General features: G+C 70.5%; 22 protein-coding genes and 1 pseudogene. 14 read left to right on the top strand and 9 right to left on the bottom strand.

Translation table 11 applies throughout. The features are described from left to right. Window positions 1-61: 61 nt before the first annotated feature. The 11 genes from G401_RS0125750 to G401_RS0125700 all read left to right on the top strand — a co-directional run bounded on the left by G401_RS0125750 (window position 62) and on the right by G401_RS0125700 (window position 13626). Window positions 62-724: a GntR family transcriptional regulator gene (locus G401_RS0125750; protein ID WP_027344739.1), complete on the top strand. Its 663-nt coding sequence runs from the start codon at window positions 62-64 to the stop codon at window positions 722-724. 189 nt (window positions 725-913) lie between these two features. Beyond that, window positions 914-4039: a glycosyl hydrolase family 95 catalytic domain-containing protein gene (locus G401_RS58425; protein WP_027344738.1), complete on the top strand. Its 3126-nt coding sequence runs from the start codon at window positions 914-916 to the stop codon at window positions 4037-4039. A 123-nt stretch (window positions 4040-4162) separates the two neighbouring features. Beyond that, window positions 4163-4873, top strand: a complete 711-nt coding sequence (locus G401_RS48440) for a Type 1 glutamine amidotransferase-like domain-containing protein (RefSeq protein WP_157546324.1) — start codon at window positions 4163-4165, stop codon at window positions 4871-4873. Window positions 4874-4985: 112 nt separating this feature from the next. Continuing rightward, complete coding sequence (locus G401_RS48435) at window positions 4986-7829, top strand: sensor histidine kinase (RefSeq protein ID WP_051367155.1); 2844 nt, start codon at window positions 4986-4988, stop codon at window positions 7827-7829. Next, window positions 7826-8227 (top strand): roadblock/LC7 domain-containing protein, encoded by a 402-nt coding sequence (locus G401_RS0125730; RefSeq protein WP_027344736.1) that lies wholly within the window; start codon window positions 7826-7828, stop codon window positions 8225-8227. Before G401_RS48435 ends, G401_RS0125730 begins: the two co-directional genes overlap by 4 nt. After that, entirely contained in the window at window positions 8217-8603 is a 387-nt protein-coding gene (locus G401_RS0125725) for a DUF742 domain-containing protein (protein WP_027344735.1), read from the top strand. Before G401_RS0125730 ends, G401_RS0125725 begins: the two co-directional genes overlap by 11 nt. Further along, window positions 8584-9195, top strand: coding sequence for a GTP-binding protein (locus G401_RS48430; RefSeq protein WP_051367154.1), 612 nt, complete (start codon window positions 8584-8586; stop codon window positions 9193-9195). Before G401_RS0125725 ends, G401_RS48430 begins: the two co-directional genes overlap by 20 nt. Window positions 9196-9220: 25 nt before the next feature. Then, window positions 9221-10606: a dihydrolipoyl dehydrogenase gene (gene lpdA, locus G401_RS0125715; RefSeq protein WP_027344734.1), complete on the top strand. Its 1386-nt coding sequence runs from the start codon at window positions 9221-9223 to the stop codon at window positions 10604-10606. A 15-nt stretch (window positions 10607-10621) separates the two neighbouring features. Next, window positions 10622-11599 carry an aldo/keto reductase gene (locus G401_RS0125710; RefSeq protein ID WP_027344733.1) on the top strand — a complete coding sequence of 326 codons (978 nt, stop codon included), beginning with the start codon at window positions 10622-10624 and terminating at the stop codon, window positions 11597-11599. A gap of 200 nt (window positions 11600-11799) precedes the next feature. Continuing rightward, window positions 11800-12846 (top strand): hypothetical protein, encoded by a 1047-nt coding sequence (locus G401_RS0125705; RefSeq protein ID WP_157546321.1) that lies wholly within the window; start codon window positions 11800-11802, stop codon window positions 12844-12846. A gap of 12 nt (window positions 12847-12858) precedes the next feature. Continuing rightward, the gene (locus tag G401_RS0125700) at window positions 12859-13626 is read left to right on the top strand and encodes an SDR family NAD(P)-dependent oxidoreductase (protein ID WP_027344731.1); all 768 of its coding nucleotides are present in this window, start codon (window positions 12859-12861) and stop codon (window positions 13624-13626) included. Window positions 13627-13645: 19 nt separating this feature from the next. Here G401_RS0125700 and G401_RS57900 read toward each other — a convergent pair whose 3' ends face one another. The 3 genes and pseudogenes from G401_RS57900 to G401_RS0125690 all read right to left on the bottom strand — a co-directional run bounded on the left by G401_RS57900 (window position 13646) and on the right by G401_RS0125690 (window position 15138). Next, window positions 13646-14251: an SDR family NAD(P)-dependent oxidoreductase gene (locus G401_RS57900; protein ID WP_051367153.1), complete on the bottom strand. Its 606-nt coding sequence runs from the start codon at window positions 14249-14251 to the stop codon at window positions 13646-13648. 231 nt (window positions 14252-14482) lie between these two features. After that, window positions 14483-14626, bottom strand: a pseudogene (locus G401_RS58645) (SDR family NAD(P)-dependent oxidoreductase); the annotation flags it as partial. Beyond that, window positions 14623-15138 carry an EXPERA domain-containing protein gene (locus tag G401_RS0125690; protein ID WP_084557599.1) on the bottom strand — a complete coding sequence of 172 codons (516 nt, stop codon included), beginning with the start codon at window positions 15136-15138 and terminating at the stop codon, window positions 14623-14625. The gene G401_RS0125690 and the pseudogene G401_RS58645, both read right to left, overlap by 4 nt. Before the next feature lie 52 nt (window positions 15139-15190). Here G401_RS0125690 and G401_RS0125685 point away from each other — a divergent pair, with 52 nt between their 5' ends. Continuing rightward, window positions 15191-15799, top strand: coding sequence for a hypothetical protein (locus G401_RS0125685; protein ID WP_027344728.1), 609 nt, complete (start codon window positions 15191-15193; stop codon window positions 15797-15799). Here G401_RS0125685 and G401_RS53325 read toward each other — a convergent pair. From G401_RS53325 to G401_RS0125670, 3 genes are read right to left on the bottom strand one after another with little or no spacing between them, the layout of a single operon-like run. After that, the gene (locus tag G401_RS53325) at window positions 15778-16431 is read right to left on the bottom strand and encodes a rhomboid family intramembrane serine protease (protein ID WP_051367152.1); all 654 of its coding nucleotides are present in this window, start codon (window positions 16429-16431) and stop codon (window positions 15778-15780) included. The genes G401_RS0125685 and G401_RS53325 overlap by 22 nt on opposite strands. Next, a complete protein-coding gene (locus G401_RS0125675) occupies window positions 16428-17639 on the bottom strand; it encodes a family 1 glycosylhydrolase (RefSeq protein WP_034593119.1) in 1212 nt (403 codons plus the stop codon). The genes G401_RS53325 and G401_RS0125675 overlap by 4 nt, the downstream gene beginning before the upstream one ends. Before the next feature lie 41 nt (window positions 17640-17680). Continuing rightward, a complete protein-coding gene (locus tag G401_RS0125670) occupies window positions 17681-18436 on the bottom strand; it encodes a crotonase/enoyl-CoA hydratase family protein (RefSeq protein WP_027344726.1) in 756 nt (251 codons plus the stop codon). 81 nt (window positions 18437-18517) lie between these two features. Between G401_RS0125670 and G401_RS57225 the strand changes: the two genes are divergently transcribed. Further along, complete coding sequence (locus tag G401_RS57225; RefSeq protein ID WP_084557597.1) at window positions 18518-18928, top strand: hypothetical protein; 411 nt, start codon at window positions 18518-18520, stop codon at window positions 18926-18928. Between the two features lie 159 nt (window positions 18929-19087). On the opposite strand, the gene G401_RS48415 is transcribed toward G401_RS57225, so the two are convergent. Next, window positions 19088-21040: a family 20 glycosylhydrolase gene (locus G401_RS48415; RefSeq protein ID WP_051367151.1), complete on the bottom strand. Its 1953-nt coding sequence runs from the start codon at window positions 21038-21040 to the stop codon at window positions 19088-19090. A 212-nt stretch (window positions 21041-21252) separates the two neighbouring features. Then, a complete protein-coding gene (locus G401_RS0125655) occupies window positions 21253-23688 on the bottom strand; it encodes a GcvT family protein (RefSeq protein WP_027344724.1) in 2436 nt (811 codons plus the stop codon). A gap of 56 nt (window positions 23689-23744) precedes the next feature. On the opposite strand from G401_RS0125655, the gene G401_RS0125650 reads away from it, so the two are divergent. Next, complete coding sequence (locus tag G401_RS0125650) at window positions 23745-24122, top strand: hypothetical protein (RefSeq protein WP_027344723.1); 378 nt, start codon at window positions 23745-23747, stop codon at window positions 24120-24122. Here the strand turns inward: G401_RS0125650 and G401_RS0125645 are convergent. Next, window positions 24119-24424, bottom strand: coding sequence for a hypothetical protein (locus tag G401_RS0125645; RefSeq protein ID WP_027344722.1), 306 nt, complete (start codon window positions 24422-24424; stop codon window positions 24119-24121). The genes G401_RS0125650 and G401_RS0125645 overlap by 4 nt on opposite strands. Window positions 24425-24467: the final 43 nt, after the last annotated feature.

Below are 24467 nucleotides of genomic sequence, written 5' to 3'. Positions count from 1 at the left end.
TCAAGGCTCAGCTTGGCGGCACCCCCCGATCGCCCGAGCAGATCGTCCGAGAAGAGCGAAGATGTCGAACCTCGCCCCGTTGCGCCGCTCCACACTGGTCGAAGACGTCTACGAGCGCGTCAAGGCGCTGGTCATGGAGCACACCCTCGCCCCCGGCGAGCGGGTGAACATCGACGCGCTGGCGCGCGAGCTGGAGGTCTCGGCCACCCCCGTGCGGGAGGCCATGGCCCGCCTGGAATCCGACGGCCTGGTCCGCAAGCGGCCGCTCGCCGGCTACACCGTCAGCCCGCTGCTGAGCCGCCAGGAGTTCACCGACATGTTCGACATGCGCGTGGTCCTGGAGGGCGCGGCCGCGCGCTGGGCCGCGACGCGCGCGTCGGCCGAGGCCCGCGCGGCCATCTCCGCCGAGGCCGAGACCGTCGCGCCGCTCGACTCGTCGGACGGCCGCCGCTCGCACGCCGCCTTCACCGCCGTCGACGCGCGCTTCCACGACCTCATCGCCGACACCGCGGCCAATCCGCTGCTGCGCGACTCCATCCACCGGCTGCACGCCCACCTGCACATCCACCGCCTCTATTTCCCGTACGCGCAGACGGGCACCACCGGTGAGGAGCACCGCCGGATCTCGGCGGCCATCGCGGCGGGCGACCCGGACGGCGCCGAAGCCGCGATGCGGGCCCACCTCGACGCCGCCCGGAGCCGCCATCTGCCCGCGTTCGACTGAAATTCCTCCCATGTGGATAAGCGACTAAATCGTCTCCAACTGGTGCAACCTCGGGCGTGATACAGAGGTTGACGGGCGTAAACCTCCGACGTTTACTGTGTACAGCCCAGGTCCCGCCGTCCCCGGGACCGCCGTGGGAACACACCCCGTCCCCTCCCACCACCACGCCCCGAAAGGAGCCCGGTGTCGATGAAACGCATCAGTACGCTGGGTGCGGCCCTGACTCTCCTCGCGACAGGTCTCGTCGCGTTGGGCCACACGCAGTCCGCCTCCGCGTCCACGACGGATGCCGCGTTCAACTCCACGACCGGCGCGCTCAACGTCGACTACGCGAGCTATCTGTCCAAGCACGACCTCGTCTACAACACCCCCAACACGAATCCGCTGTACGGCCTGACGGTCGGCAACGGGCGTACGGGGGCGATGGCGTGGAGCCAGAACGGCCTCACGATGCAGGTGTCCGGGGCCGACCTCGCCGAGCAGTCGACGTACGCGGCCGGCCTGTTCAACCTCAACACGACACCGTCCCTGGACAGCGGGTACTCGACCTATCAGCAGCGGCTGTCGCTGTACGACGGCACGGTCACCACCAAGTACGACACCAACCGCACGGTCACGGTCCTCGGCTCGCCCAACTCCGAGGTCATGGGCGTCCACGTGGACGACTCGCGTACCGGGGTGTCGGCGGTGACGCTCGAACTGTCGCTGTGGGACCCGAGCACCGTGTCCAACAGCGCCGACGTCCCCGACCTCAACACCTGGCGGACGGTCTCGACCTACGCCGACTCCACCGGCGCCGGCTTCAGCCGCGGCCAGACCGACGCCAACGGGTTCGGCTACACCTTCGGCGCCACCGTCGAGGGCGCGAACTACACCGCGGCCGTGGTCAACGGGACCCGCGTACGGCTCACGATCACGCCCAGCGCGAGCTACACGATCTGGTTCACGGCTTCCAGCCGGATCAACGCCGCCAACCGCGACTCGGTCACCGCGGCGAAGAACGCCCTCTCGTCCGTCAAATCCACCGGGTACGCGACGACGCTGACCAACTACAAGAACTGGTGGCACTCGTTCTGGGGCAAGTCGTTCGTCCAGTACTCGAACTCGGCGGGCGACGCGGACTACCTGGAGAACGTCTACTACCTCGCGACGTACATGATCGCCGCGGGCGGCTACGGGAACTACCCGTTCCACTTCATCAACGGCGTGTTCCGGGCGACCGGCGACCAGACGAAGTGGAGCAACGGCTACTGGTACTGGAACCAGCGCGACGTCTACAACTCGTTCTACGCGAGCAACCACTCCGATCTGCTGGCCAACTTCAACAAGCTCTACAGCCGCAACTACGCCGCCCTCAAGTCCTACACGAGTACGCGCTACGGCATCGACGGGCTCTGGGTGCCGGAGACGATGGGCTGGGACGGCAACGCCCGCGGCACGATCAACTCGGACTACGTCAACGACATCTACTCGACGGGCACCGAGGCCGCCTACAACATGTACCTGCAGTACCGGTACACCAACGACTCGGCGTACCTGCAGAACACGGCGTACCCGTTCATGCGGGACGTGGTGAAGTTCTACGCGGCCAAGCTGTCGAAGGACACAGGCGGCAAGTACTACATGGCCTCCTCGAACTCGCACGAGACCTACTGGGAGGTCAAGAACGCGATCACCGATCTCGCCGCCGTACGCCTTCTCTTCCCGATCGTCATCTCGGTGAGCAACCAGCTCGGCCAGGACAGCGGGTCCCGGGCGACCTGGCAGTCCATCGTGGACAATCTGGCGCCGTACCAGACGGGCAACGGCGCGTACCTGCCGCACGACCCGCCGATCTCCTCGACGCACAACGGCGAGAACGTGGCGTCCGAGCTGATCTGGCCCTACGACCGGACCGGCATCGGGGCGGCCGACTACCAGACCGCGCTCAACACCTGGAACGTCCGGCCGTTCCCCTACGGCAACGTGTGGGCCGACGACGCCGTCCAGGCCGCCCGCCTCGGCCTCGGCGACCAGGCGTTCAACGGGATGCGCACGATGCTGCAGAAGTACCAGAACTACCCCAACGGCATGACCAGCAACGACAACGGGGTGTTCGAGTACCTCGGCGTACACCTGACGGCGCTGAACGAGTCGCTGCTGCAGAGCTACAACGGCAAGATCCGGGTGTTCCCGGCCGCGCCGACCGACTCGTCCTTCGTCGGCAGGTTCACCCTGACGGCCGAGGACGGGTTCCAGGTCAGCTCGGAACGGGAGGCCGGCGAGATCAAGTACGTCGGGCTCAAGAGCCTCTACGGCAAGAACGCCGTGGTCGTGAACCCCTGGGGCACCCAGTCCGTCCAGGTACGCCGGACCTCCGACAACGCGATCGTGCTGACCTCGTCGGCGGGCGAGCTCAGCTTCGCCACGTCGGCCGGTGCGGTCTACGTGGTCGAACGAACCGGCAAGCCGCTCTCCGCGTACTCGTCGGTGACCTTGAACGGGACCGCGAACCAGGGGGTGAAGACGCTGCGCAACACGGCGTCGACCCTGGGCATCGGCGGCACGGGCAGCGGGCCGGCGACGGTGAACGACACGCAGCTGACCTATGACTCGGGCTGGTACTACACCAGCTCGCGCGGGTACGGCGACTACAACGACGACACCCACCACACGAACACGGTGGGGGTCGCGGCGTCCTACACCTTCACCGGCACGGGCGTGGACTACCTGTCCGAACGCAACGGCGACATGGGCAACGTCGACGTCTACCTCGACGGCGTCTTCCAGACCAACGTGAACCTCTACGTCAGCGGCGCGCGCCAGGCGCAGCAGGTGGTCTACTCGAAGACCGGCCTGGCGAGCGGCAGCCACACGATCCGGATCGTCAACAAGAGCACGGCGGTCGGGATGGTCGACGCGCTGCGGATCACGACCGGCGGCACGCCGGCCTCGTTCACGGCGCTGCGGGCCACGGCCAACAGCCAGTACGTGACGGCCGGGGCGAACCCGCTCATCGCCGACGCGACCGCGATCGGCGCCGGCCAGAAGTTCGACCTCATCAACCAGGGTGGCTCGAACGTCGCCCTGCGCGCCCAGGTCAACGGCTTGTACGTGTGCGCGGAGAACGCGGGCGCGGCGTCGCTGATCGCCAACCGCACGGCCGTCGGCGGGTGGGAGACGTTCCAGCTGATCCAGAACTCCAACGGGACGGTCAGCTTCCTCGCCCAGGCCAACGGGAAATACGTGACGGCCGAGAACGGCGGGGCGGCGGCGCTGATCGCCAACCGCACGGCCATCGGCCCCTGGGAGCAGTTCACCCTCGTAGCCCCCTAGCCCCTAGCTCCATTTTCGACGATCTTGCGCGAATGTTCGGGCATCCGGGGCATAACCGGACGCCTCACGAGACATTCGCGCAAGATCGTCGGGAAGATCACGGCGGCGGGTACGGTGGGCGGCATGGCAGGTCCCGTGGCGCTCGTCGGCTCCGGCGAGTACACCGACGCGATGATCGACGTCGACAAGCAACTGCTCGACGGCCGCCCCCGGCGGTTCGTGCAGATACCGACCGCCGCCGCCCCCGAGGGCGAGCAGGTGCTCGACAAGTGGGTCGGCATGGGTGTCGCGCACGCCGCGAAGCTCGACGCCGAGCCGGTGCCCCTGCGCGTACGCGACCGGGCCGACGCGGACGATCCGGCGATCGTCGCCCAGCTCGACGGAGCCGGACTGATCTACTTCTCCGGCGGCAACCCGCTGTTCCTCTCCGACACCCTGCGCGACACCGCCCTGTGGCGCCGCGTCGTCGAGCTCCACGAGGCCGGGACCGCGCTCGGCGGATGCAGTGCGGGCGCGATGGCGTTCGGCGCCTGGGTACCCGACATCCGCCATCCCACCCAGGCGGGCCGGCCCGGTCTCGGGCTCCTCCCGCAGCTGAGAGTCCTGCCGCACTTCGACCGCTTCCTCGGCCGGATGCCGGACCTGCTGCTGCGGCCGTTCATGAAACCGATCCCCGGCGTACACACGGTGGGGGTCGACGAGGACACGGCCCTGGTCGGCGGGCCGGAGCACTACGTCGTCCAGGGGCGGCAGTCGGCCTGGATCCTCTCCGCGGGCGACCGCACCGAGTACGCCGCCGGCGCGACCGTGGAGTTGCCCGCGCACGCACAGTGATCGGTGCAGGCGGCATCGCCGCAGCTCGGGACAGTCCAGACCAGATGGTGCGGGATCGGAAGAAGATCAGTAGTATCGGCGAGACTTCCCCGGTCCCCCCTGAAGAGGTCGCATGTCTGGACGCTTCCTGCAGCAGCGAAGCGCATCGATCCGATCACGGGTCCTGCTGCTTCTGCTCGCACCGCTGCTGCCACTGATCGGCATCTGGGTTTTCAGCACGACCCAGACGGTCAGCACCGCGACGAACCTGCTCGACGGGCAGACCATGGCCGACCATATCGGCCTGCCCACCAGCGAGGTGGTCTTCCAGCTGCAGAGGGAGCGCAAGCTGTCGACCCGGCTCGCGGGCGGCGACACCGGGGTGGCGGGCGACCTGAAGGCCCAGCGCATGCAGACCGACGTCGCGGTGGCCGCCCTGCGCGGCGAGGCCGGCTCCACGGCCGTCGTCGACACCGCCGGCGACCAGGCGCTGGCCGGGATCCAGACGCTGGTCAAGACGCTGGAGACGCTGCCGGTCGAACGCGCCGCGGTCGACACGAAACGCAAGTCGCGCCTGGACATCCTTTCGTCGTACGACGACATGATCGACAAAGCTTTCACGGTCTACTATTCGATCTCCGAGGTCATCGACAACCACGAGATCGCCAACCAGGCCTCGCTGTCGGTCTCGCTGACCGAGGCCCGCGAGATGTACAGCCGCGAGGACGCCATCCTCGCCGGCGCGCTGGCCGGCGGGAGCTTCGCCGCCGGGGAGCGCAGCCTGCTCGTGCAGTCCATCGGTACGCAGCGCCACCTCTACGACGCGGCCGCCCGGCGACTGTCCCCCGAGGACGCCCTGCGGTACGCCGAGATCCAGAAGGGCGACGCGTACCTGCGGGTGCGCTCGGCCGAGGACAAGCTCGTCGAGATGACCCGCAACCAGGTGACCGGGATCGACCCGGCCATCTGGAACGCCGACTACACCCTGCTCAACCAGCAGCTGGGCGACCTGGAGTCGGCGGTGACCCGGCGTACGATCGCCGCGGCCGGTCCGGCGGGCACGGCCGTCCTGGTACGCCTCGGCGTCGCCGGCGGTATCGGCCTGATCCTGATCGCGGTGCTGCTGTTCGTCTCCATCCGGGCCTCGCGGTCGATCCTGCGCCGCATCGCGTCCCTGCGCCAGCACGCGCTCAGCGTCGCCGACCACGGCCTGCCGGCGATCATCGCCAAGCTCCGGGCCGGCGAGTCGGTCGACATCGAGGCGACCGCTCCCCCGCTGCCGCCCGCCGACGACGAACTCGGCCAGCTCGACGGGGCGTTCGCCCTGATGCAGCGCACCGCCGTCCTCGCGGCCGTGCAGGAGGCGCAGCTGCGTACCGGGCTGAACCAGGTGTTCCTCAACCTCGGCCGGCGTACGCAGACCCTCGTGCACCGCCAGCTCGCCCTGCTGGACGCGATGGAGCGGCGGATCACCGACCCCCGCGACCTCGAAGACCTCTACCGGATCGACCACCTGGGCGCGCGTATGCGCCGGCACGCCGAGGACCTCGTGATCCTCGCGGGTGCCGTGCCCGGCCGGGGCTGGCGCAACCCGGTGCCGCTGCACGACGTCCTGCGCTCGTCCGTGTCCGAGGTGGAGGAGTACACCCGGATCACGCTCATCCCGCTGCCGGAGATGGCGCTGGCCGGGCGGGCGGTGAGCGACGTCGTGCACCTGATCGCGGAGCTGCTGGAGAACGCGACCGCCTTCTCCCCCCGCGAGACCCACGTACGCCTGTCGGGCCAGCTCGTGCCGAACGGCTTCGCCGTCGAGATCGAGGACCGGGGCGTCGGCATGCCGGCCGACGACATCCTGCGGGCCAACTCGCGGCTGGCCGAGCCGCCGGACTTCGATCCCGCGCACAGCTCCCGGCTGGGCCTGTTCGTGGTCGCCCGGCTGGCCGCCCGGCACAACATCCGGGTCACCCTGAAGGACTCGCCGTACGGCGGCATCACGGCCGTCGCGCTGCTGCCCCGCGAGATCATCGTGGAGACGGTGGACGGCATCGAGGAGCCGCCGCAGCTCGCCGCGGCACCGCACGCCGCGGTCGCCGCGCCGCCCGCGCCGCTGACCGGTTCCGTGGTGCCCCCGCCGGTCGGCAGCCTGGTCACGAGCCCCTGGAACGGTTCGCCGCCGCCGGCCGCCCCGCCGGCGCAGGACGTGCCGAACCTGGCCACCCTCGGTGCGGGCGGCCTGCTCGCCGGCGGCGTCGAACCCGGGCTCGCGGGCAACTCGACCGCCGGCCTGGTCAAGATCGCCTCGACCGCGAGCCCGGCACCGGCCGAGCCCCCGGTGACCGACGCGGCCCCCGAGGCGCAGGTCGTCGACTCGGTCGTGGAGATTCCGCTCATGCCCACGCTCGACCTGCCGGCCGTCGTGCCGAGCCGGCTGCCCGACTGGGCGGCCCGGCTGGACGCGACCCCGCCCAACGGCCTCCACCTGCCGGCGAACGCGCCCACCGGTCTCCAGCCGGCGGCCCCCGCGGGAGGTGTCCGACCGGTCGACCGGCAGCCCCTCGACCGGCAGCCCGTCGCGTCCGAGCCGGTGGCGGTCGCGGAGCCGGTGCCCGCGCGTACCGCGGCCGTGCTGACCGAGAACACCGCACCGAATCCGCTGGTCAGCGCCAATGCCGGGCCCCGGCACGCCACCTCGCAGACTTTCACCCCGGAGGGCCTGCCCCTGCGGCAGCGGCAGGCCAGCCTCGCACCGCAGCTGCGCGAGGTGCCGCCGACACCGGCGCCGTCGCGCGACGCGCCGCGTACCGCCGCGCCGGACGTCGCCGACCGACCCCGGCCGCCGGAGCAACGGCGCTCCATGCTCTCGTCGCTGCAGGCCGGCACCAACCGGGGCCGCCTGGACGCCACCACGGTCGCCGAGCCCGGCGGCGAAACCCCCGCCGACCTGGACGACCCCCCAGCTAAGGAGCAGACCCCATGAGCAACCCCGCCGGCCTCGACTGGCTGCTCGACGACTTCTCCGACCGCGTACCACCCGTGCTGCAGGCCGTGGTGCTGTCCGTGGACGGCCTGCTCATGGGGGCCTCGCGCAACCTCGCACAGGCCGACGGCGAGCACATGGCCGCCGTCGCCGCCGGGTTCGCGAGCCTGTCCCGCAGCGCGGGCCGCCACTTCCAGGCCGGACCCGTACGCCAGACCATCATCGAGATGGAGACCGCCTTCCTCCTCGTGACCCCGGCCGGACAGGGCAGCTGCCTGGCCGTGCTGAGCGCGGCCGACGCGGACATCGGCATGGTCGCGTACGAGATGGCTCTGCTGGTCGAGCGGATCGGGCACAATCTCGCCACGCCGCCGCGGCCGACGGCACATGCGCGGTGAAGCGGGCGCCCACCACGAGTGGTTCGACGGCGAGGCCGGACCGCTCGTGCGATCGTTCGCCATCACCGGCGGCCGGGCCCGGGAGGGCTCGGAGTTCGAGCTGCTCAGCTATGTCGTGGCGCAACCGGTCGACGAACAGCGGCTGGCCCTGCACCTGCAGCCGGAGCACCGGGCTATCCTGTCGCGGGCCCATGATCCCGTCTCGGTCGCGGAACTCGCGTCCCACGTGGGCCTGTCGCTCGCGGTGGTACGCGTCCTGCTGGCCGACCTCGCCGAGGCGGGGGCGATCGGCACGGTCGCCGCTCAGAACCCCGCTCATCAAGTACCCGACGACGACATCCTCCAGGCGGTGATCCATGGCCTCCGCAGTACTTGACGGCCGCGCCCGCGCGGTCCCGACCGCGATCAAAATCCTGGTCGCGGGCGGTTTCGGCGTCGGCAAGACGACGTTGGTGAGCACGGCGAGCGAGATCATGCCGCTGCACACCGAGGAGGTGCTGACCTCCGCCGGTGAGATCGCCGACGATCTGTCCGGTGTGGAGCAGAAGACCTCCACCACGGTGACGATGGACTTCGGCCGGATCACCCTGGCCGACGACCTCATCCTGTACCTGTTCGGCACGCCCGGCCAGGACCGCTTCTGGTTCCTGTGGGACGAGCTGGCGCTGGGCGCGCTGGGCGCCGTCGTGCTGGCCGACACGCGCCGGCTGGACGACTGCTTCCCGTCGATCGACTACTTCGAGCGCCGCAACACGCCGTTCGTCGTCGCCGTGAACTGCTTCTACGGTGAACAGCCTTTCCAGGTGGACGCCGTACGCCGCGCGCTGGCCCTGGACGACAACGTGCCCGTGGTCATGTGTGACGTACGCGACCGCCGGTCCGGCCGGGACGTCCTGATCACGCTGATCGAGCACGTCAGGGCGCTGACCCTCGGCTCGGCGCACACGCCCGTATCGTCCCCGAGCTGACCCGGACAGCGGTAGCCTTCGGACCATGACTGAGCACTTCGACGTCGTGGTCCTCGGCGCCGGTCCGGGCGGGTACACGGCCGCGGTCCGAGCCGCCCAGCTCGGACTGCGTACGGCGGTCGTCGAGGAGAGGTACTGGGGCGGCGTCTGCCTGAACGTGGGCTGCATCCCGTCGAAGGCACTGCTGCGCAACGCGGAGCTGGCGTACATCTTCACGAACGAGCAGAAGCTGTTCGGCATCTCCGTCGACGGGAGCGTCAGCTTCGACTACAAGGTCGCCTACGACCGCAGCCGGAAGGTGGCGGACGGCCGGGTCAAGGGCGTGCACTACCTGATGAAGAAGAACGCGATCACCGAGATCGACGGTCGCGGCACCTTCGTCGACGCGAACACGCTGCGGGTCGGCGACCGGACGATCACCTTCGGCAACTGCATCATCGCGACCGGCTCCACCACCCGGCTCATCCCCGGCACGAAGCTGTCCGAGCGCGTCGTGACCTACGAGGAGCAGATCCTCTCCGACAGTTTGCCGGGCAGCATCATCATCGCCGGAGCGGGCGCGATCGGGGTCGAATTCGCGTACGTGCTGCGCAACTACGGCGTCAAGGTCACCATCGTGGAGTTCCTCGACCGGCTCGTCCCGCTGGAGGACGAGGAGGTCTCGGCGGAACTGGGCAAGCGCTACAAGCGCCTCGGCATCGAGGTGCTCACCGGCACCCGGGTCGACGCGATCGACGACTCCGGCCCCCAGGTACGCGTCACGGTCGCCAAGGACGGCGCCCAGCAGGTCCTGGAGGCCGACAAGGTGCTGCAGGCCATCGGCTTCGCCCCCAACGTCTCCGGCTACGGCCTGGAGAACACGGGCGTCGGCCTGACGGAACGCGGTGCCATCGCGGTCGACGGTCGCGGCCGGACGAACATCCCGCACATCTACGCGATCGGCGACGTGACGGCGAAGCTGATGCTCGCCCACGCGGCCGAGTCCATGGGTGTCATCGCGGCCGAGACCATCGCCGGCGCCGAGACGATGGAGCTCGACTTCGTCATGATCCCGCGGGCGACCTACTGCCAGCCGCAGATCGCGTCCTTCGGCTACACCGAGGCGCAGGCCCGCGAACGCGGCTTCGCCGTCAAGGTGGCCAAGTTCCCCTTCTCGGCGAACGGCAAGTCCAACGGGCTCGGCGACACCGTCGGCTTCGTCAAGGTGATCTCCGACGACACCCACGGCGAACTGCTGGGCGCGCACCTCATCGGCCCCGAGGTGACCGAACTGCTGCCCGAGCTCACCCTCGCCCAGCAGTGGGACCTCACCGTCCACGAGGTGGCCCGCAACGTGCACGCCCACCCGACCCTCGGCGAGGCGGTCAAGGAGGCAGTCCACGGCCTCGCGGGTCACATGATCAACATGTGATCTAGTCTGGACCGCATGGAGCAGGCGATCCTCGGCCGCACCGGCCGGTCCGTGTCCCGCATCGGCCTCGGCGCATGGCAGCTCGGCGCGGACTGGGGCGACGTCAGCACCGACGACGCCCTGGCGGTCCTCGGCGCGGCGGCCGACGCCGGGGTGACCTTCATCGACACCGCCGACGTCTACGGCGACGGCCGGTCCGAGAAGGTCATCGGCTCGTTCCTGCCGACCCGGCCGGGGCTGACCGTCGCGACCAAGATGGGCCGCCGCGTCGCCCTCGACCCCGCCCTGTACACGGTGGACAACTTCCGCGCGTGGACCGACCGGTCGCGTACCAACCTCGGGGTGGACACGCTGGACCTCGTGCAGCTGCACTGCCCGCCGACCCCCGTCTACTCCTCCGATGCCGTCTACGACGCGCTGGACACCCTCGTGGCGGAAAAGCGCATCGCCGCGTACGGGGTCAGCGTCGAGACCGTCAACGAGGCGCTCACGGCCATCGCCCGGCCCGGCACGGCCACCGTCCAGATCATCTTCAACGCCCTGCGCCTGAAGCCCCTGGACCACGTCCTGCCCGCCGCCCAGGCCGCCGGAGTCGGCATCATCGCCCGGGTCCCGCTGGCCAGCGGCCTGCTCTCCGGCCGATACGACGAGCACACCACGTTCTCCCCGGACGACCACCGCAACTACAACCGGCACGGCGAAGCGTTCGACGTCGGCGAGACGTTCTCCGGCGTACCGTTCGAAGTGGGCCTGGCGGCCGTGCGCCGGCTCGCCCCGCTGGTGCCGCCCGGCGTGGCGATGGCCCAGTTCGCGTTGCGGTGGATCCTCGACCACCCGGCCGTCAGCGTCGTGATCCCCGGCGCGCGCAACCCCGCGCAGGCCCAGGGCAACGCGGCGGCCGCGGACCTTCCCCCGCTCGGCGAGGAGGTCCACGCGGCGGTCACGGAGGTCTACGACGATCTCATCGCGCCGCTCATCCACGATCGCTGGTAGTGCAATTGCCCGACGATCTTGCGCGAGTGTCTCGAATTTCGTCCGGAGTACCCGATATGCCCGGACATTCGCGCAAGATCGTCCGATGCTGGGGTGAAGGTAACGTACCTTAGCGGGCGTTTTGTCTGGTGTGTTGGGTTTCCGGAAACCCAACACCCGCCCGGCTCGGCGTCGATAACGTCGCCGTCGGTGATATGACGATGATCCTGAACCTTGGCCTGGCCGTCGCCGCCCTGCTGACAGCGCCCGCGACCGCCCCCGTGCCGACTCCGACGACCGCGCCGACCGTGACGGTGACCATCGAGTCCGACGCCCCCGCGTCCGGGCCGACGACCTACCGGGTGGTGTTGCAGAATCCACTCTCCACGCCACTCGATCTGACTGTCACGCAACAGTTGCCCGACGAGGCGAACAAGCTCGTCGCGAAGGGCGGGAAGATCACCGGGCACCGGATCGACTGGCCGGCGAAGCTGCAGGGCGGCGCGACGCTGACGCTGCAGAGTACGGCCGTGCTGCCCGCGACGCATGAGGCACTGTCCGGCAGTGCCTGCGCGGCGAACAACGCGACCGGCGGAGTCGTCGCCTGTGCGGCCACGCTCACTGCGGCGGCGGGCGACGACGCGTCGTCGTGGACCCGCTGGATCCCGCTCGCGCTCCTCGTCATCGGGGTCGGGCTCGCCGGCTGGCTGCTCTTCCGATTCGCGAAATCCATGCGGGGCAAGGAAATCCGGCTACCGCGGCGACTCATGTGGGTACCGGTCGTCATCGGCGTGGTCCTGCTCTTCGGGATCGCCATCGCCGGCCTCGCGCTGATCAGCCGGGACGTCAAGGGCGCCGTCACCGCCGTCGGCGGGCCGAACGGCGGCGGGTGGAGCGGTCCGCGTACGGGGCTGGCCATCGGGTCCAGCGGCGCCGACGCCAACGTCGACTTCACCGTCTATCAAGCGTTCTGCGCCGGCGGCTGGTGCACCGTCGACGCCAGCATGCACAACCGGACCGGCAAGGCCCAGACGCTGTACGCGAGCATGCAACGTTTGTACACATCGGACACGGAATGGGTGAGCCCGAACACGCCCACGACTCTGCAGGCCAACGGGGGTACCGATCCGTTCGCGCAACCGCTGGCGGCGGGCGAGACGCGGCTGATGGCCATCCGGTTCACGATTCCGATGAACGTCCGACCGACCCGGCTGGAGTTGCGCGAAGGCGCCTTCGCCCGCGGCGCGTACCTGGACATGAAGTCCTAGTACGCTCGCCCGATGGATGACGTCGCGGTCATCACCGGCGGGGCCGGTGGCATCGGGTACGCGCTCGCGCAACGGCTGGCCGCCCGCGGCGACCGGGTCGTGCTCGCCGATCTGCACGCGGGGCGGGCCGAGGAGGCCGCCGCGAGGCTGGGCGCCGGGCATCTCGGGCTGGCCCTCGACGTGACGGACGAGACCGCGGTCGCCGCCGTCGTCGAGCGGGTCGAGAACGAGGTCGGCCCGATCGGGTTCTGGGCTTCCAACGCCGGGGTGGCGACCGCGCCCGGACTCGGCTCGGATGCCGAATGGCAGCTGGCCTTCGGCGTACACGTGATGGCGCACGTCTATGCCGCGCGGACCGCGCTGCCGCGCATGGCGGCCAGGGGACGCGGGCATTTCCTGGTGACGGCCTCGGCGGCGGGGCTGCTGACCGAGATGGACGTGGCCGCGTACGCGACGACGAAGCACGGCTCGGTGGCGATCGCGGAGTGGCTCGCGATCCGGTACGGGGACTCGGGTGTGGGGTTCTCCTGCCTGTGCCCGCAGGGTGTGCGGACGGCGATGCTGGCGGACGCGCCGGCGGACTCCTCGACCCTGGCGGCGGGGTCGCTGATCTCGCCCGAGGAGGTCGCGGACGCGACGTTGGCGGCGATCGCGGAGGGCCGTTTCCTGATCCTCCCCCACCCCCAGGTGGCCGCGTACGCGCAGCACCGGGCGACGGATCCCGACCGCTGGCTGACCGGGATGCGCCGCGCGTGGCGCAAACTGCACCCGAGCGCGTGAACGCCTGACGGCCGGAGGATCAGCCGAGGACGTCCTTCGAAGCGTTCCCCATGATCGTGACCGCCGTACGCCTCGGCAGCACCCGCCGCATGAACGCCGACGACCAGCGCATCAGTCCACCCGGGACGGTCACCGGCCGCTTGCCGAGCGCCCGGAAGGCCGCCGCGACAACGGTTTCGGGGCTGACCGTACCCGGCGCCCGTTTCGCCGCGGTCTGCGCGAGTCCGGGCGTCGCCACCGCACCGGCGACACAGGCCAGCACGTCGACCCCGCTGGGCCGCAGCTCCGCCCACAGGCTCTCGGCCAGCACCGCGCCGAACGCTTTCGTGCCCGCGTACGCGGCGAGGCCCGGGGAGCCCTGCTGGCCGGCGAGCGAGGACATGACGACGAAACCACCGCGGCGCCGGTCGGCCATGGCCGGAAGGTAGTGCCGGGCCAGCCGCATGGGTGCCCGCGCGTTGAGGTCGAGGGCGCGCAGCAGGTCGTCCTCGGCGGCCCGGACGAACGGCCCGATCGGCGAGAGCGCGGCGTTCGCCACGACCATCCCGACTTCCAGGTCGCCGGTCGCCTCGAACAACGCGGCGAGCCCGGCATCGGTCGCCAGATCCGCGACCACCACCCGCACCCGCCCCTGCCCCTGCCCGTACCCCGAGTCCGGCCCCAGCCCCAGTCCCGGCCCCGGCCCCAAGATCCCGTTTGGATCAGGGAAATCACCCGAATCTTGGCCCAAGATTACGTGGCGATCCCTGATCCAAACCGGATCTTGGGCAGCCCCGCCGGCCCCGCCGGAGGCGGGCGAGGCGGGCGAGGCGGGCGAGGCGGGCGAGGCCCCGCCGGGCGGCGTGAGAGTCGCGGCGAAGGCTGACAGCGCTTCCTTCCGGCGGCCGACCAGGACCACCCCCAGCCCCTGGCCGTACAGGTGCCGGGCGAAAGCCGCCCCGATCCCTTCCGACGCACCGGCGACGACCGCCCACGCCCCGTACCGCTCGACGAAACTCACGGGAGCGCCTCCCGGGGAATCGGATCCACGGGGAACGGCTCCCGGCGCATCCGGAAGATCACGACCAGCGGCATGAGCAGCCAGACCGCGTTGGCGGCCAGCACCCGCCCGAAGGACGGCGCCGAGTGGATCCCGTACCGCTCCTCCATCAGGATGATCAGCACGTTGGCCAGCATCAGCCCGCTCCACACCAGGGCCGGTACGCGTATCCAGTTCCGCCGCCGCACGAACGCGTAGATCGCGCAGGCGTAGAACGGGCCGAAGCCGAGGACGTCGATCCAGATCGTCATCCGCCAGAACGCCGGCCGTGCCATCAGCAGCGGATCGTAGGCACGCCCGTACCAGTGCACGAGGTCGATGACGGGCGCGGGTGGCCACACCGGATAGGTGAACGCCCCCGGATCGGCGATGACGATCTGTTCCAGATCGATCATGTACGTCACCACGAGCAGGTTCACCGCGAAGAAGATCACCAATACCAGGTCGAGCGGCCGCCTGCGCAGAGGGGACATGCCGGAAGCCTAGAGCGCGCCCGAGCCGGGTGGAAGGGGCATGATCTCAGGCATGACGTGGCTCGACGCGATCGGCTGGGCGGGTTCGGCCCTGCTCGTGTGGTCCCTGCTCCAGACCCGCATCCTGCGGCTGCGGGCGATCAACCTGGTCGGCTGCGTGGTGCTGATCGGCTACAACTGGGCGCGGGAGGTCTGGCCGATGGTCGGGCTCAACGTCGTCCTGGCCGTCATCAACATCTACTTCCTCGTCCACCTGCAGCGCACCCGCCATGACGAGACGGCGTACGCGGTGGTCGAGGTGGCGCCCGGCGATCAGTATCTCGGCCACATGCTCGCCGTCCACGCCCGCGACATCGAGAAGTTCAACCCCGGCTTCCGGCGTACCGGCGACGAGATCGCGTACCTGGTCGTGCGGGGGGACGAGACCGTCGGGGTGGTGCTGCTGCGCGACGCGGGCGGCGGCGTCGCGCAGATCGAGCTGGACTACGTCACCCAGCGCTTCCGCGACTTCACCCCCGGCGAGTTCGTCTACCGGCAGACCGCGCTGTTCACCGGCCGCGGCTTCCGCACGCTGCGCACACCGCCGCACATGGTCGCGCCCTACTACGGCCGCCTCGGCTTCCGGCGCACCGGCGACGGCTACTCGCTCGACCTGGCGTAGACCGCCGCTCCCGCCACGAGCCCACCCAGCAGCGCCGGCCCGTGCAGGTCCGCCGCCACGCTCAGCCCCACTCCCACCAGGAACACCACCATGGCGTACGCGTACCGGGGCGCTCGGTTCCGCAGCCCGATGCCCAGCCCGCCCAGGATCGCCGCGCCGGCATAGGACCAGGTGGTGTCGACGACCGACCCGGCGGTCAGGACGGCGTACAGCGTGCCGACGGCAGCCGCGAGCGGATCACGGCCCCGCCACGCGGCCACGGCGGTGCCGCCCGCCAACCCGGCCAGTCCTATCGAGTTGCCGGCCCCCACGTAGTCGAAGAGGATGCCGCCGACCTGCCCGAGCGCGATCCCGCTGACGTAGAACAGCAGCCACCGGCGGGGGCCGACCGTCCGTTCCGCCAGCGTGCCGAGGAACAGCAGGAACAGCAGGTTGCTGATCGTCCCGGCGACCCCGCCGTCCTGGACGAACGGCGAGGTGAACAGCCGCCACACCTGCCCGTCGCCGATGAGGGCCGGATCGCGCCGCAGATTCGTCTCCAGCGCCGGGTACGCGAACTGCAGCAGGCTCGGCACCGCGGTCAGCACGAACACGATCGCGGTGACCCGCGGAAACGAACGAGACAAGGTCATGCTCCCGGAAGTCCACGACGGGCGAGTCCGCCCAGCACGAGCGCGCTCGGCCGCACCCGCCGACGCAGCGTACGCCGGTCGACGCCGACGAGGCCGAAGAAGGCGGTGTAGCCGAGCATCCACTCGTAGTTGTCGAGCAGGCTCCAGTGCAGGTAGCCCCGGACGTCCACACCGTCCGCGATCGCCTGGCCGAGTTCCGCCAGGGCCGCCGGGATGAACGCCGCCCGCCGGTGGTCCTGGCTGTCGTCCAGGTCGGCGCCGTGCTCGGTGACCAGCAGCGGTTTGCCCGTCACCGCGTACGCGCGGCGGCACGCGTCGGCCAGCGAACCCGGGACCAGCGCCATCCCGATGTCGGTCAGGTCGTCGCCGCCGGGGCGTACGCCGTCCGGCCCGAAGACCAGCCCGGTGTAGTTCTGGACGCCGACGAAGTCGCCGACCGTACCCATCTCGCGGAGGGGGCGGTGGAGGACCTGCTCGACGTAGCGTTCGGCGGCTTCCTCACCGCCGTCCACAGCGGACACCGCCGGGATCGCCAGCGTCACTCCCACCGGCAGCCCGGGACGGGTCTCGTGCACGGCCGCCACCGCCCGGCGATGCGCCTCGGCCACCGTCGCGATGGTCGTCTCGTCGCCCGCGGCCACGAAGGTGCCGACACCCGCCGCCGGGTCCACGCCGAAGTACGCCCGCGCATCGGCCAGCATCGGCTCCCAGCGCGGATCCGGCCCGTCGTACGCGACCTGCGCGGGCGTGTTCGCCTCGTTGATCGTGCACAGGTAGCCGATCCGGTCCCCGAGGGCGGCCGCGATGCGCTGCGCGTACCCGGAGAAGACGGCCGGCGTGGACGCGGACCGCCAGCCGCCCGCGCGCACCAGCCACTGCGGCGTGGTGGTGTGGTGGAGGGTGACGACGGGAGTGAGGCCGAGGCCGAGGCAGGTGTCCACGATGCGCGAGTAGTGCGCGAGCGCGGCGGCGGAGTACTCGCCGGGCGCGGGCTCGACGCGTGACCATTCGACGCTGAACCGGAAGGCGTTGAGGCCGAGCGCGGCGAGCAGCGCGAGGTCGGCCGCGAAACGGGTGTGGAAGTCGCAGGCGTCCCCGCTCGGTTCCCGGTACGCGGTGCGCGCCAGGTGCTCCAGCGCCCACACGTCCGCGTTGGTGTTGCCGCCCTCGACCTGGTATGCCGCCGTGGATGCGCCCCAGAGAAACATCAGTCCATCATGCGGCCCGGCCGTCCATTCTGGAACCGGCGTCAGGGCGCTCCGTGCCGGCCCTGCCCGGAGCGGAAGCGCGCCAGCCCGCCGGCCATCGCATCGAGTGATCGGCGTCCATGGTGGAGTTCGACGGCGAGCGCGGCCGAATCGTCGAGGCCCTCGGCCGCCCGCAGCGCCATCAGATCGTTGCGCAGGCCGTCCTGGGGCAGCGCCGCCAGCTGATGCGCCAGCTCCTCCGCCTTCTCCCGGGCCGTTCCGCGGGGCACGACCCGGTTGACGAGCCCGATCGCGTACGCCTCCGCGGCGTCGACGGGCCGGCCGGTGAGGATCAGGTCGGCGGCCCGCCCCGCGCCCACGATCCTCGGCAGCCGCACGGTCCCGCCGTCGATCAGCGGCACGCCCCACCGGCGGCTGAACACGCCCAGCGTCGCGTCCTCCTCGGCGATCCGCAGATCGCACCAGAGCGCGAGTTCCAGGCCGCCCGCGACGGCGTACCCGCTGATGGCCGCGATCACCGGCTTGCCGGGGTGGTGCCGCGTCGGACCCATCGGGCCGTCGCCGTCACCGGTGACGAGATTGCCGTCCGGCGTACCCACGGCGTGCAGGTCCGCGCCGGAGCAGAAAGTACCGCCGGCGCCCCACAGGACGGCGACGGCCGCCTCGGGATCGGCCGCGAACTCCCGGAACGCGCCGGCGAGCGCGGTGGCGGTCGGGCCGTCGACGGCGTTACGCACCGCCGGCCGGTCGAGGATCACGGTCGTCACCGGCCCGGTCCGCACGACGCTGACGCTCATCCCGCCACCGTACGCTGACCTGCCAGTACCCTGGTGCCCGATTCTCAGGGAGTTTTGAGGTAGCGGGCACACAGTGCTGACATGGCTGACGTCGACCCACCTACCGAGCCGGTACCGGCTCCCGAACCTGTCGCACCCGTGCCGGCCCCGGCTCCCGCCTCGGTCAGCGCCACCGCCCCGGTCACCGCTCCGCCCGCCCCGCGCGGACGGGTCTTCGCCCGGCGTCCGCTGCCGTTCCTCCTCGTCGGCGTGGTCGGGCTGCTGCTCGGCTGCCTGATCGGCGGCCTCGGCGGCCTGTTCATCGGCCACGTCACCGGCGGCCACGGGCACGACGGCCGCGGCGGCCACGGCCGCCCCGGCTACGGTCCCGAGAAGGTGTACCAGCAGCAGCCGCCGCAGATCCGGCCGCGCCGGCAGCGCCAGTTCCCGATGCAGCCGCCCGGCCAGAACCAGCCCGCCCCCGCCTCCCCCGCCGCCCCCACCCCCTCCTGACCCACCCTCCGCTTCCGGCGATCCCTCCGTTTTCCGACGATCTTGCGCGAATGTCCGGGCTTTCCGGACAAACGCCGCGGAATTTGAGACATTCGCGCAAGATCGTCGGGGGTCGGCGACCCGCGGCGGGCAAGGGCGGCGGGGCGGCGGGAGGGTGGGTTACGGGATGTCGGCGTAGTCGAGGTTGGGGCCGCCGGTGGTGGTGTTCGCCGTCGCCCGGATCGTGTTCGTTCCGGCGACCAGGTTCACCGACAGCGTCTGGTTCTGCCAGGTGTCCCATGATCCGGTTCCGTTGAACGCCAGTGCCGACGACACCACCGTCCCGTTGAGCCGGACCGTCATCGCCCGGTTCGCGGTCGTGCCGTTGGCGTACCGGAAGGTGACCGTCGCCGTCCGCGCGGTCGCGCTGCTCACCGTGAACTCCACGTAGCCGCCGGTCGCGTTCACGTAGTCGACGAATCCGCTACCGCTGTACCCGGTGTGGTTGGTCGCCACCGACGCGTTGACCAGCGTCGCGTTCTCCGCCTCGTACCGGCTGCCCGCCGCGCGCCACGGCACCTGCGGCGACCGGTAGAAGTCGATCCCCATGATCCCCCAGCGCGGCGCCTGCGCGCCGAGCCGCGTCTTGAAGACGTTCCAGTCGTGCGTGCTCCAGGGGGACCAGCCCAGCTCCGCGATGGCCGGCAGGCGCGGGAACGCCATGTACTCGATGTTGTCCAGCGTCACGATGGTCTCCGTCCACAGCGGAGCCTCCACGCCGAGCACCGACGCCTCGGCCACCCCGCTGAGATAGGTCCCCGGATTCCACCCGTACGCGGTCTGCACCTCGATCAGGCCCGCCCAGTCCTGTCCCAGCGGGGTCGCGTTGGTGTACTTCATGTCCAGGTACGCCTTGTTCGCCGGGGACATCAGCACCTTCGCCCCCGCGTTGACGGCCGCCGTGACGCTCGCGTCCGACGTGGTCGTGTCCCAGAACTGGAGTACGCGTCCCGGCGACGCCTGCCCCTGCGCGATCTGATGCCAGCCGATGACGGTCTTGCCGAGCGCCGGGACCATCGGCTGCACCCGGTTGACGAAGGTGGTGTACTGCGACGTCGACAGTGTGCTCGCCTCGTCCCCGCCGATGTGCAGGTACGCCCCGGGCGTGATCGCGGCCAGTTCGGTCAGCACGTTGTTCACGAAGGTGTAGACGCTGTCCTTCGACGTGCACAGGGAACTGAAGCCGACGTCGGTCCCGGTGTACAGCGCCGGCGCGACCCCGTTGCAGGTCAGCTCCCCATAGGAGGCGAGCGCCGCGTTGGTGTGCCCCGGCATGTCGATCTCCGGGACGACGGTGATGAAACGCGCGGCCGCGTACGCGACCAGGTCGGTGTAGTCGGCCTTCGTGTAGTAGCCGCCCGCGCCGCCGCCGACCTGCGTACTGCCGCCGTAGGTGGCCAGCCGCGGCCAGGCGTCGACCACGATGCGCCAGCCCTGGTCGTCGGACAGGTGCAGGTGCAGGTAGTTGACCTTGTAAAGCGCCAGCTCGTCGATGTACCGCTTCACGGTCGCCACGGGGAAGAAGTGCCGTCCGGTGTCCAGCATCGCCCCCCGGTACGCGAACCGCGGATGGTCGACGATGTGCGTACCCGGGGCGGTCCACGGTCCGGACTGGACGGTCGCCGCCTCGATCTGCGCCGGGAGGATCTGCCGCAACGTCTGTACGCCCGCGAACAACCCGGCCGCCGTCTGCGCGCGCAGCACGACCTTGGCCGCGTCGGTGTCGAGTTGGTAGCCCTGCGCTCCCACGCTGCTGTCGGCCCCGCTCAACAGCAGCGAGATGCCGGACGCCGGCGTTCCGGACGCGGTCTGCACCGGCAGCGCGTACCCGGTGGAGGGGCGCAGGATCGCCGCGAGGGAGTTCGCGACCCCGCTCGCGCCCGCATCGGCGAAGATCGCGGCGGTGGAGGTCAGGGTGAAGGTCGTGCCGGTCGCGGTGACCGATGCGGGCACCGGCACCACGTCGGTCAGGGCGGAGGGGGTGGCGGCCTGGGCGGTCGGTGGTGCGGCGAGGAGGGCGGCGCCGAGCAGCACGATGCCGCCCGCGCGCGCGAACAGCCTGGGAGCGGGCATGGGAGATGCCTCCGGGGGTGCGGACAATAATAGGTAACCTTATTGCCTAATAGACAACAGTCAAGATACGACCCGGCGGCGAGTGCGGCGAAGGCGCGCACTGACGAAGATTGTCCGAATGCGACCGGCGACCCACCCGCGCGATCTTGGCCATGTGCACCGGAGGGGTGTTTCAAAGCGCGCGAAACACCCCTCCCGTGTACATCGGGAGATCAACTGCGGATGCGCGCGTTCGTCGGGTCGTAGAAGGGCCGCAGGGACGCCTCCGCCGGGTAGACCGCACCCGCGATCTCGACCGTCCACTCGCCTGAACCGACGAACGCTCCGTCCACAGCGGACGATCCGTCGGAGACCATGGCCAGCCCGACCGCTCCCCCGAGCGTGAAACCGTAGGACGCCGCGCGGATGTAGCCGACGGGGATCCCGTCGCGGCGAACGACCTCGCCGTGGAAAAGGAGCGGAGTCGGGTCCTTGACCAGCACCTGGACCAGCCGCCGCCGCAAGGGTCCCGCCGCCCGCGCGGCGATGACGGCGTCCCGGCCGACGAAGTCCGACGAGAGGTCCACGGCGAAGCCGAGACCGGCCTCGTCGACCCCGTCGGTGTTGTCGATGTCGTGGCCGTAGTCGCGGTAGCCCTTCTCCATCCGCAGGCTGGCCAGCGCCTTCAGCCCGGCCGGCCGCGCGCCCGCCGCGACGAGCCGGTCCCACACGTCCAGCGCCTGCGACGTCGGGATGTACAGCTCGTAGCCGAGTTCGCCCAGGTAGGTGATGCGTACGCAGAGGACGCGGGCGTAGCCGAGGTCGATCTCGCGTACCGTGCGGAACGGGAAGGCCTCGTTCGACAGGTCCGCCGAGGTCAGCGCCGACAGCAGTTCGCGCGAGCGCGGGCCCTGCACGTTGAGCTGGGCGTAGCCGTCGGTCACGTCGGTGACGGCGTACGGCAGGCGGCGGCGCAGCCGGGCGAGGACGTGGCCGTGCGCCGTGTCCGAGGCGACGACGAGAAAGCGCTCATCGTCCAGCTTGGACACCGTCAGGTCGGCCTCGATTCTGCCGTCCTCGCCCAGCCATTGCGTATAGGTGATGCGGCCCGGCTCGCCGTCGACGCGGTTCGCGCTCAGGAATTCCAGTTCCCGGCCCGCGTCGGGGCCCTGGACCAGGAACTTCGACATGAACGACATGTCCATGACGATGACGTCCTCGCGCGCCGCGCGATGCTCCTGCGCCCAGTACGGGAACCAGTTCTGCCGTCCCCAGGTCAGCTCTTCCACCACCGGCTCGACGCCCGCGGGCGCGTACCAGTCCGCGCCTTCCCAGCCGCTGACGTCGCGGAAATAGGCGCCCAGTTCCACCAGCCGCGCATGCACCGGCGAGCGCTTCACACCCCGCGCGCTCTGCATCGAACGCCCCGGGAAGTGGGTCTGATAGACCATGCCCAGAGCCTCGACGGTACGCGCCGCGCGGTACTTCGGATTGCGCTGATACGGGTGCAGCCGATCGATGTTGATCCCGGTGACGTCGATGTCGGGGCGGCCGTCGACGATCCATTGGGCCACGGCGCGACCGAGGCCGCCGCCGGTGAGGATGCCGATCGAGTTGAGCCCGGCGGCGACGAAGTAGTTGCGCAGTTCGGGCGCCTCGCCGACGATCGGGGCCAGGTCGGGGGTGAAGCTCTCGGGGCCGCAGAAGAACTTGCGCACGCCGCTGTCCACGGTGATCGGAATGCGCGCCATGGCCTTCTCCAGGTACGGCGTCATCCGCTCCCAGTCCGGGGGCAGCTCGCCGAAGGAGAAGTCCGGCGGGATCCCGCCGACCTTCCAAGGCGCCGCCTGCCCCTCGAAGAGGCCGACCATCAGGCCGGTGCCCTCCTCGCGGTAGTAGCCGTACGAACCGGGATCCTCCAGGACGGGCAGGTCCCGGTGTACGCCGTCGATCGGCTCGGTGATCAGGTAGTAGTGCTCGGCCGCCTGGAGCGGGATGTTCACGCCCGCAAGCTCCCCCAGTTGCCGGGCCCACATGCCGGCGCAGTTCACCACGTACTCGGCCTCGATGTCGCCGAGCGGCGTACGCACACCGGTGACGGCCCCCTTCGCGGTCAGGAAGCCGGTGACCGGCACCCCTTCGAGGATCTTGACGCCCTGCTGGCGTACGCCTTTGGCCAGGGACATCGTCACGTCGACCGGATTGACCCGGCCGTCCTCGGCGACGTAGAAGCCGGCCAGCAGATCGTCGGTGTACGCGAGCGGGAACAGCTCCTTCACCTCGCGGGGCGAGATCTCGTGCACGTCGATGCCGCACAGCCGGTTGAACGCGGCGACCCGCCGGTACTCCTCCAGCCGCCCCTCGTCGGCGGCCACCTCGATGAAGCCGCACTGGCGCAGCCCCGTGGCGAGGCCCGTCTCCGCTTCGAGGGACGCGTACAGGTCGCGGCTGTACTTGCGCATCTCGGTGGAGGTCTCCGAGAGCGAGCCGAACGTGACCATCAGACCGGCCGCGTGCCAGGTCGTGCCCGAGGTGAGCCGGTCGCGTTCGAGCAGCACGACGTCGGTCCAGCCGAGCTTGCCCAGGTGGTACGCGACCGACGTGCCGATGATGCCGCCGCCGACGACCACGACGCGCGCCCTGTCCGGAATCTGCACCGCGAGACCCATGTGTCGCCCTTCGTTATCCAGCTGAAGTCCAGCCGGCCGGGATATCTTCTGTGAGCATGGATGAGAACCGGGCCCGAAGAGTAGTCGACGCACTGCGTGACCGGGGCGTCCCGGCGCACATCGCCCTCGGTGGCGGGTACGCCCAGCCAGGCGTACGCGTGAATCTGCCGGACGGGCGCGAGGCGCTGTGGGACACCGACGGGACCGCAGGCCTGGAGGCGCAGGTCATGCGGGACGGGATGCTGGTGGGGTTCGTCCCGATGATCGAGGGGTCGGAGACCTTCACCGAGGCGCAGGTCATCGACGCGATCGCCCGCACGGACTACGACCAGCCGGTGGCGCGCCAGCGTCGGGAGGCGCCGCCGCCGGCCAAGCCGCTGCCGATGGAGGGCGGCTTCTTCCGCCGTTTCCGCGACGGCTTCCGCCAGGATTAGCGCTTGACCCTGATGCGGCCGCGGGCGCCGTGGAAACGCGGCGCCCGGTAGTCGACCGCGACCTGGTCGCCCAGCCCCACCGTCACGGGCGCCTCGGCGAGTCCGAACGAGTCGCCGCCGGGCGTGTCCACGAGTATCCGCAGCGTGTGCGGGCCGGCCGCCACCGGCAGGACGTGGCTGCCCCAGGCTCGGACGGGCTGCTCGATCCCGTCGATCGTCAGCCGGGGCGAGCTGTCGGCGTATCCACCGCCGAAGGACGGGTACGCGAACGTCACCTTTATCGCGCCCTGACCGATCGACACGGGCCACCTCCTGTCAGCAATCATCGCGGGAGTCACCGGTTTG

It is taken from the genome of Hamadaea tsunoensis DSM 44101 (genome assembly GCF_000428945.1).
Lineage (GTDB): Bacteria > Actinomycetota > Actinomycetes > Mycobacteriales > Micromonosporaceae > Hamadaea > Hamadaea tsunoensis.
The sequence above is the reverse complement of the archived record's forward strand: the minus strand, read 5'-3'. Positions and strand labels throughout refer to the sequence as shown.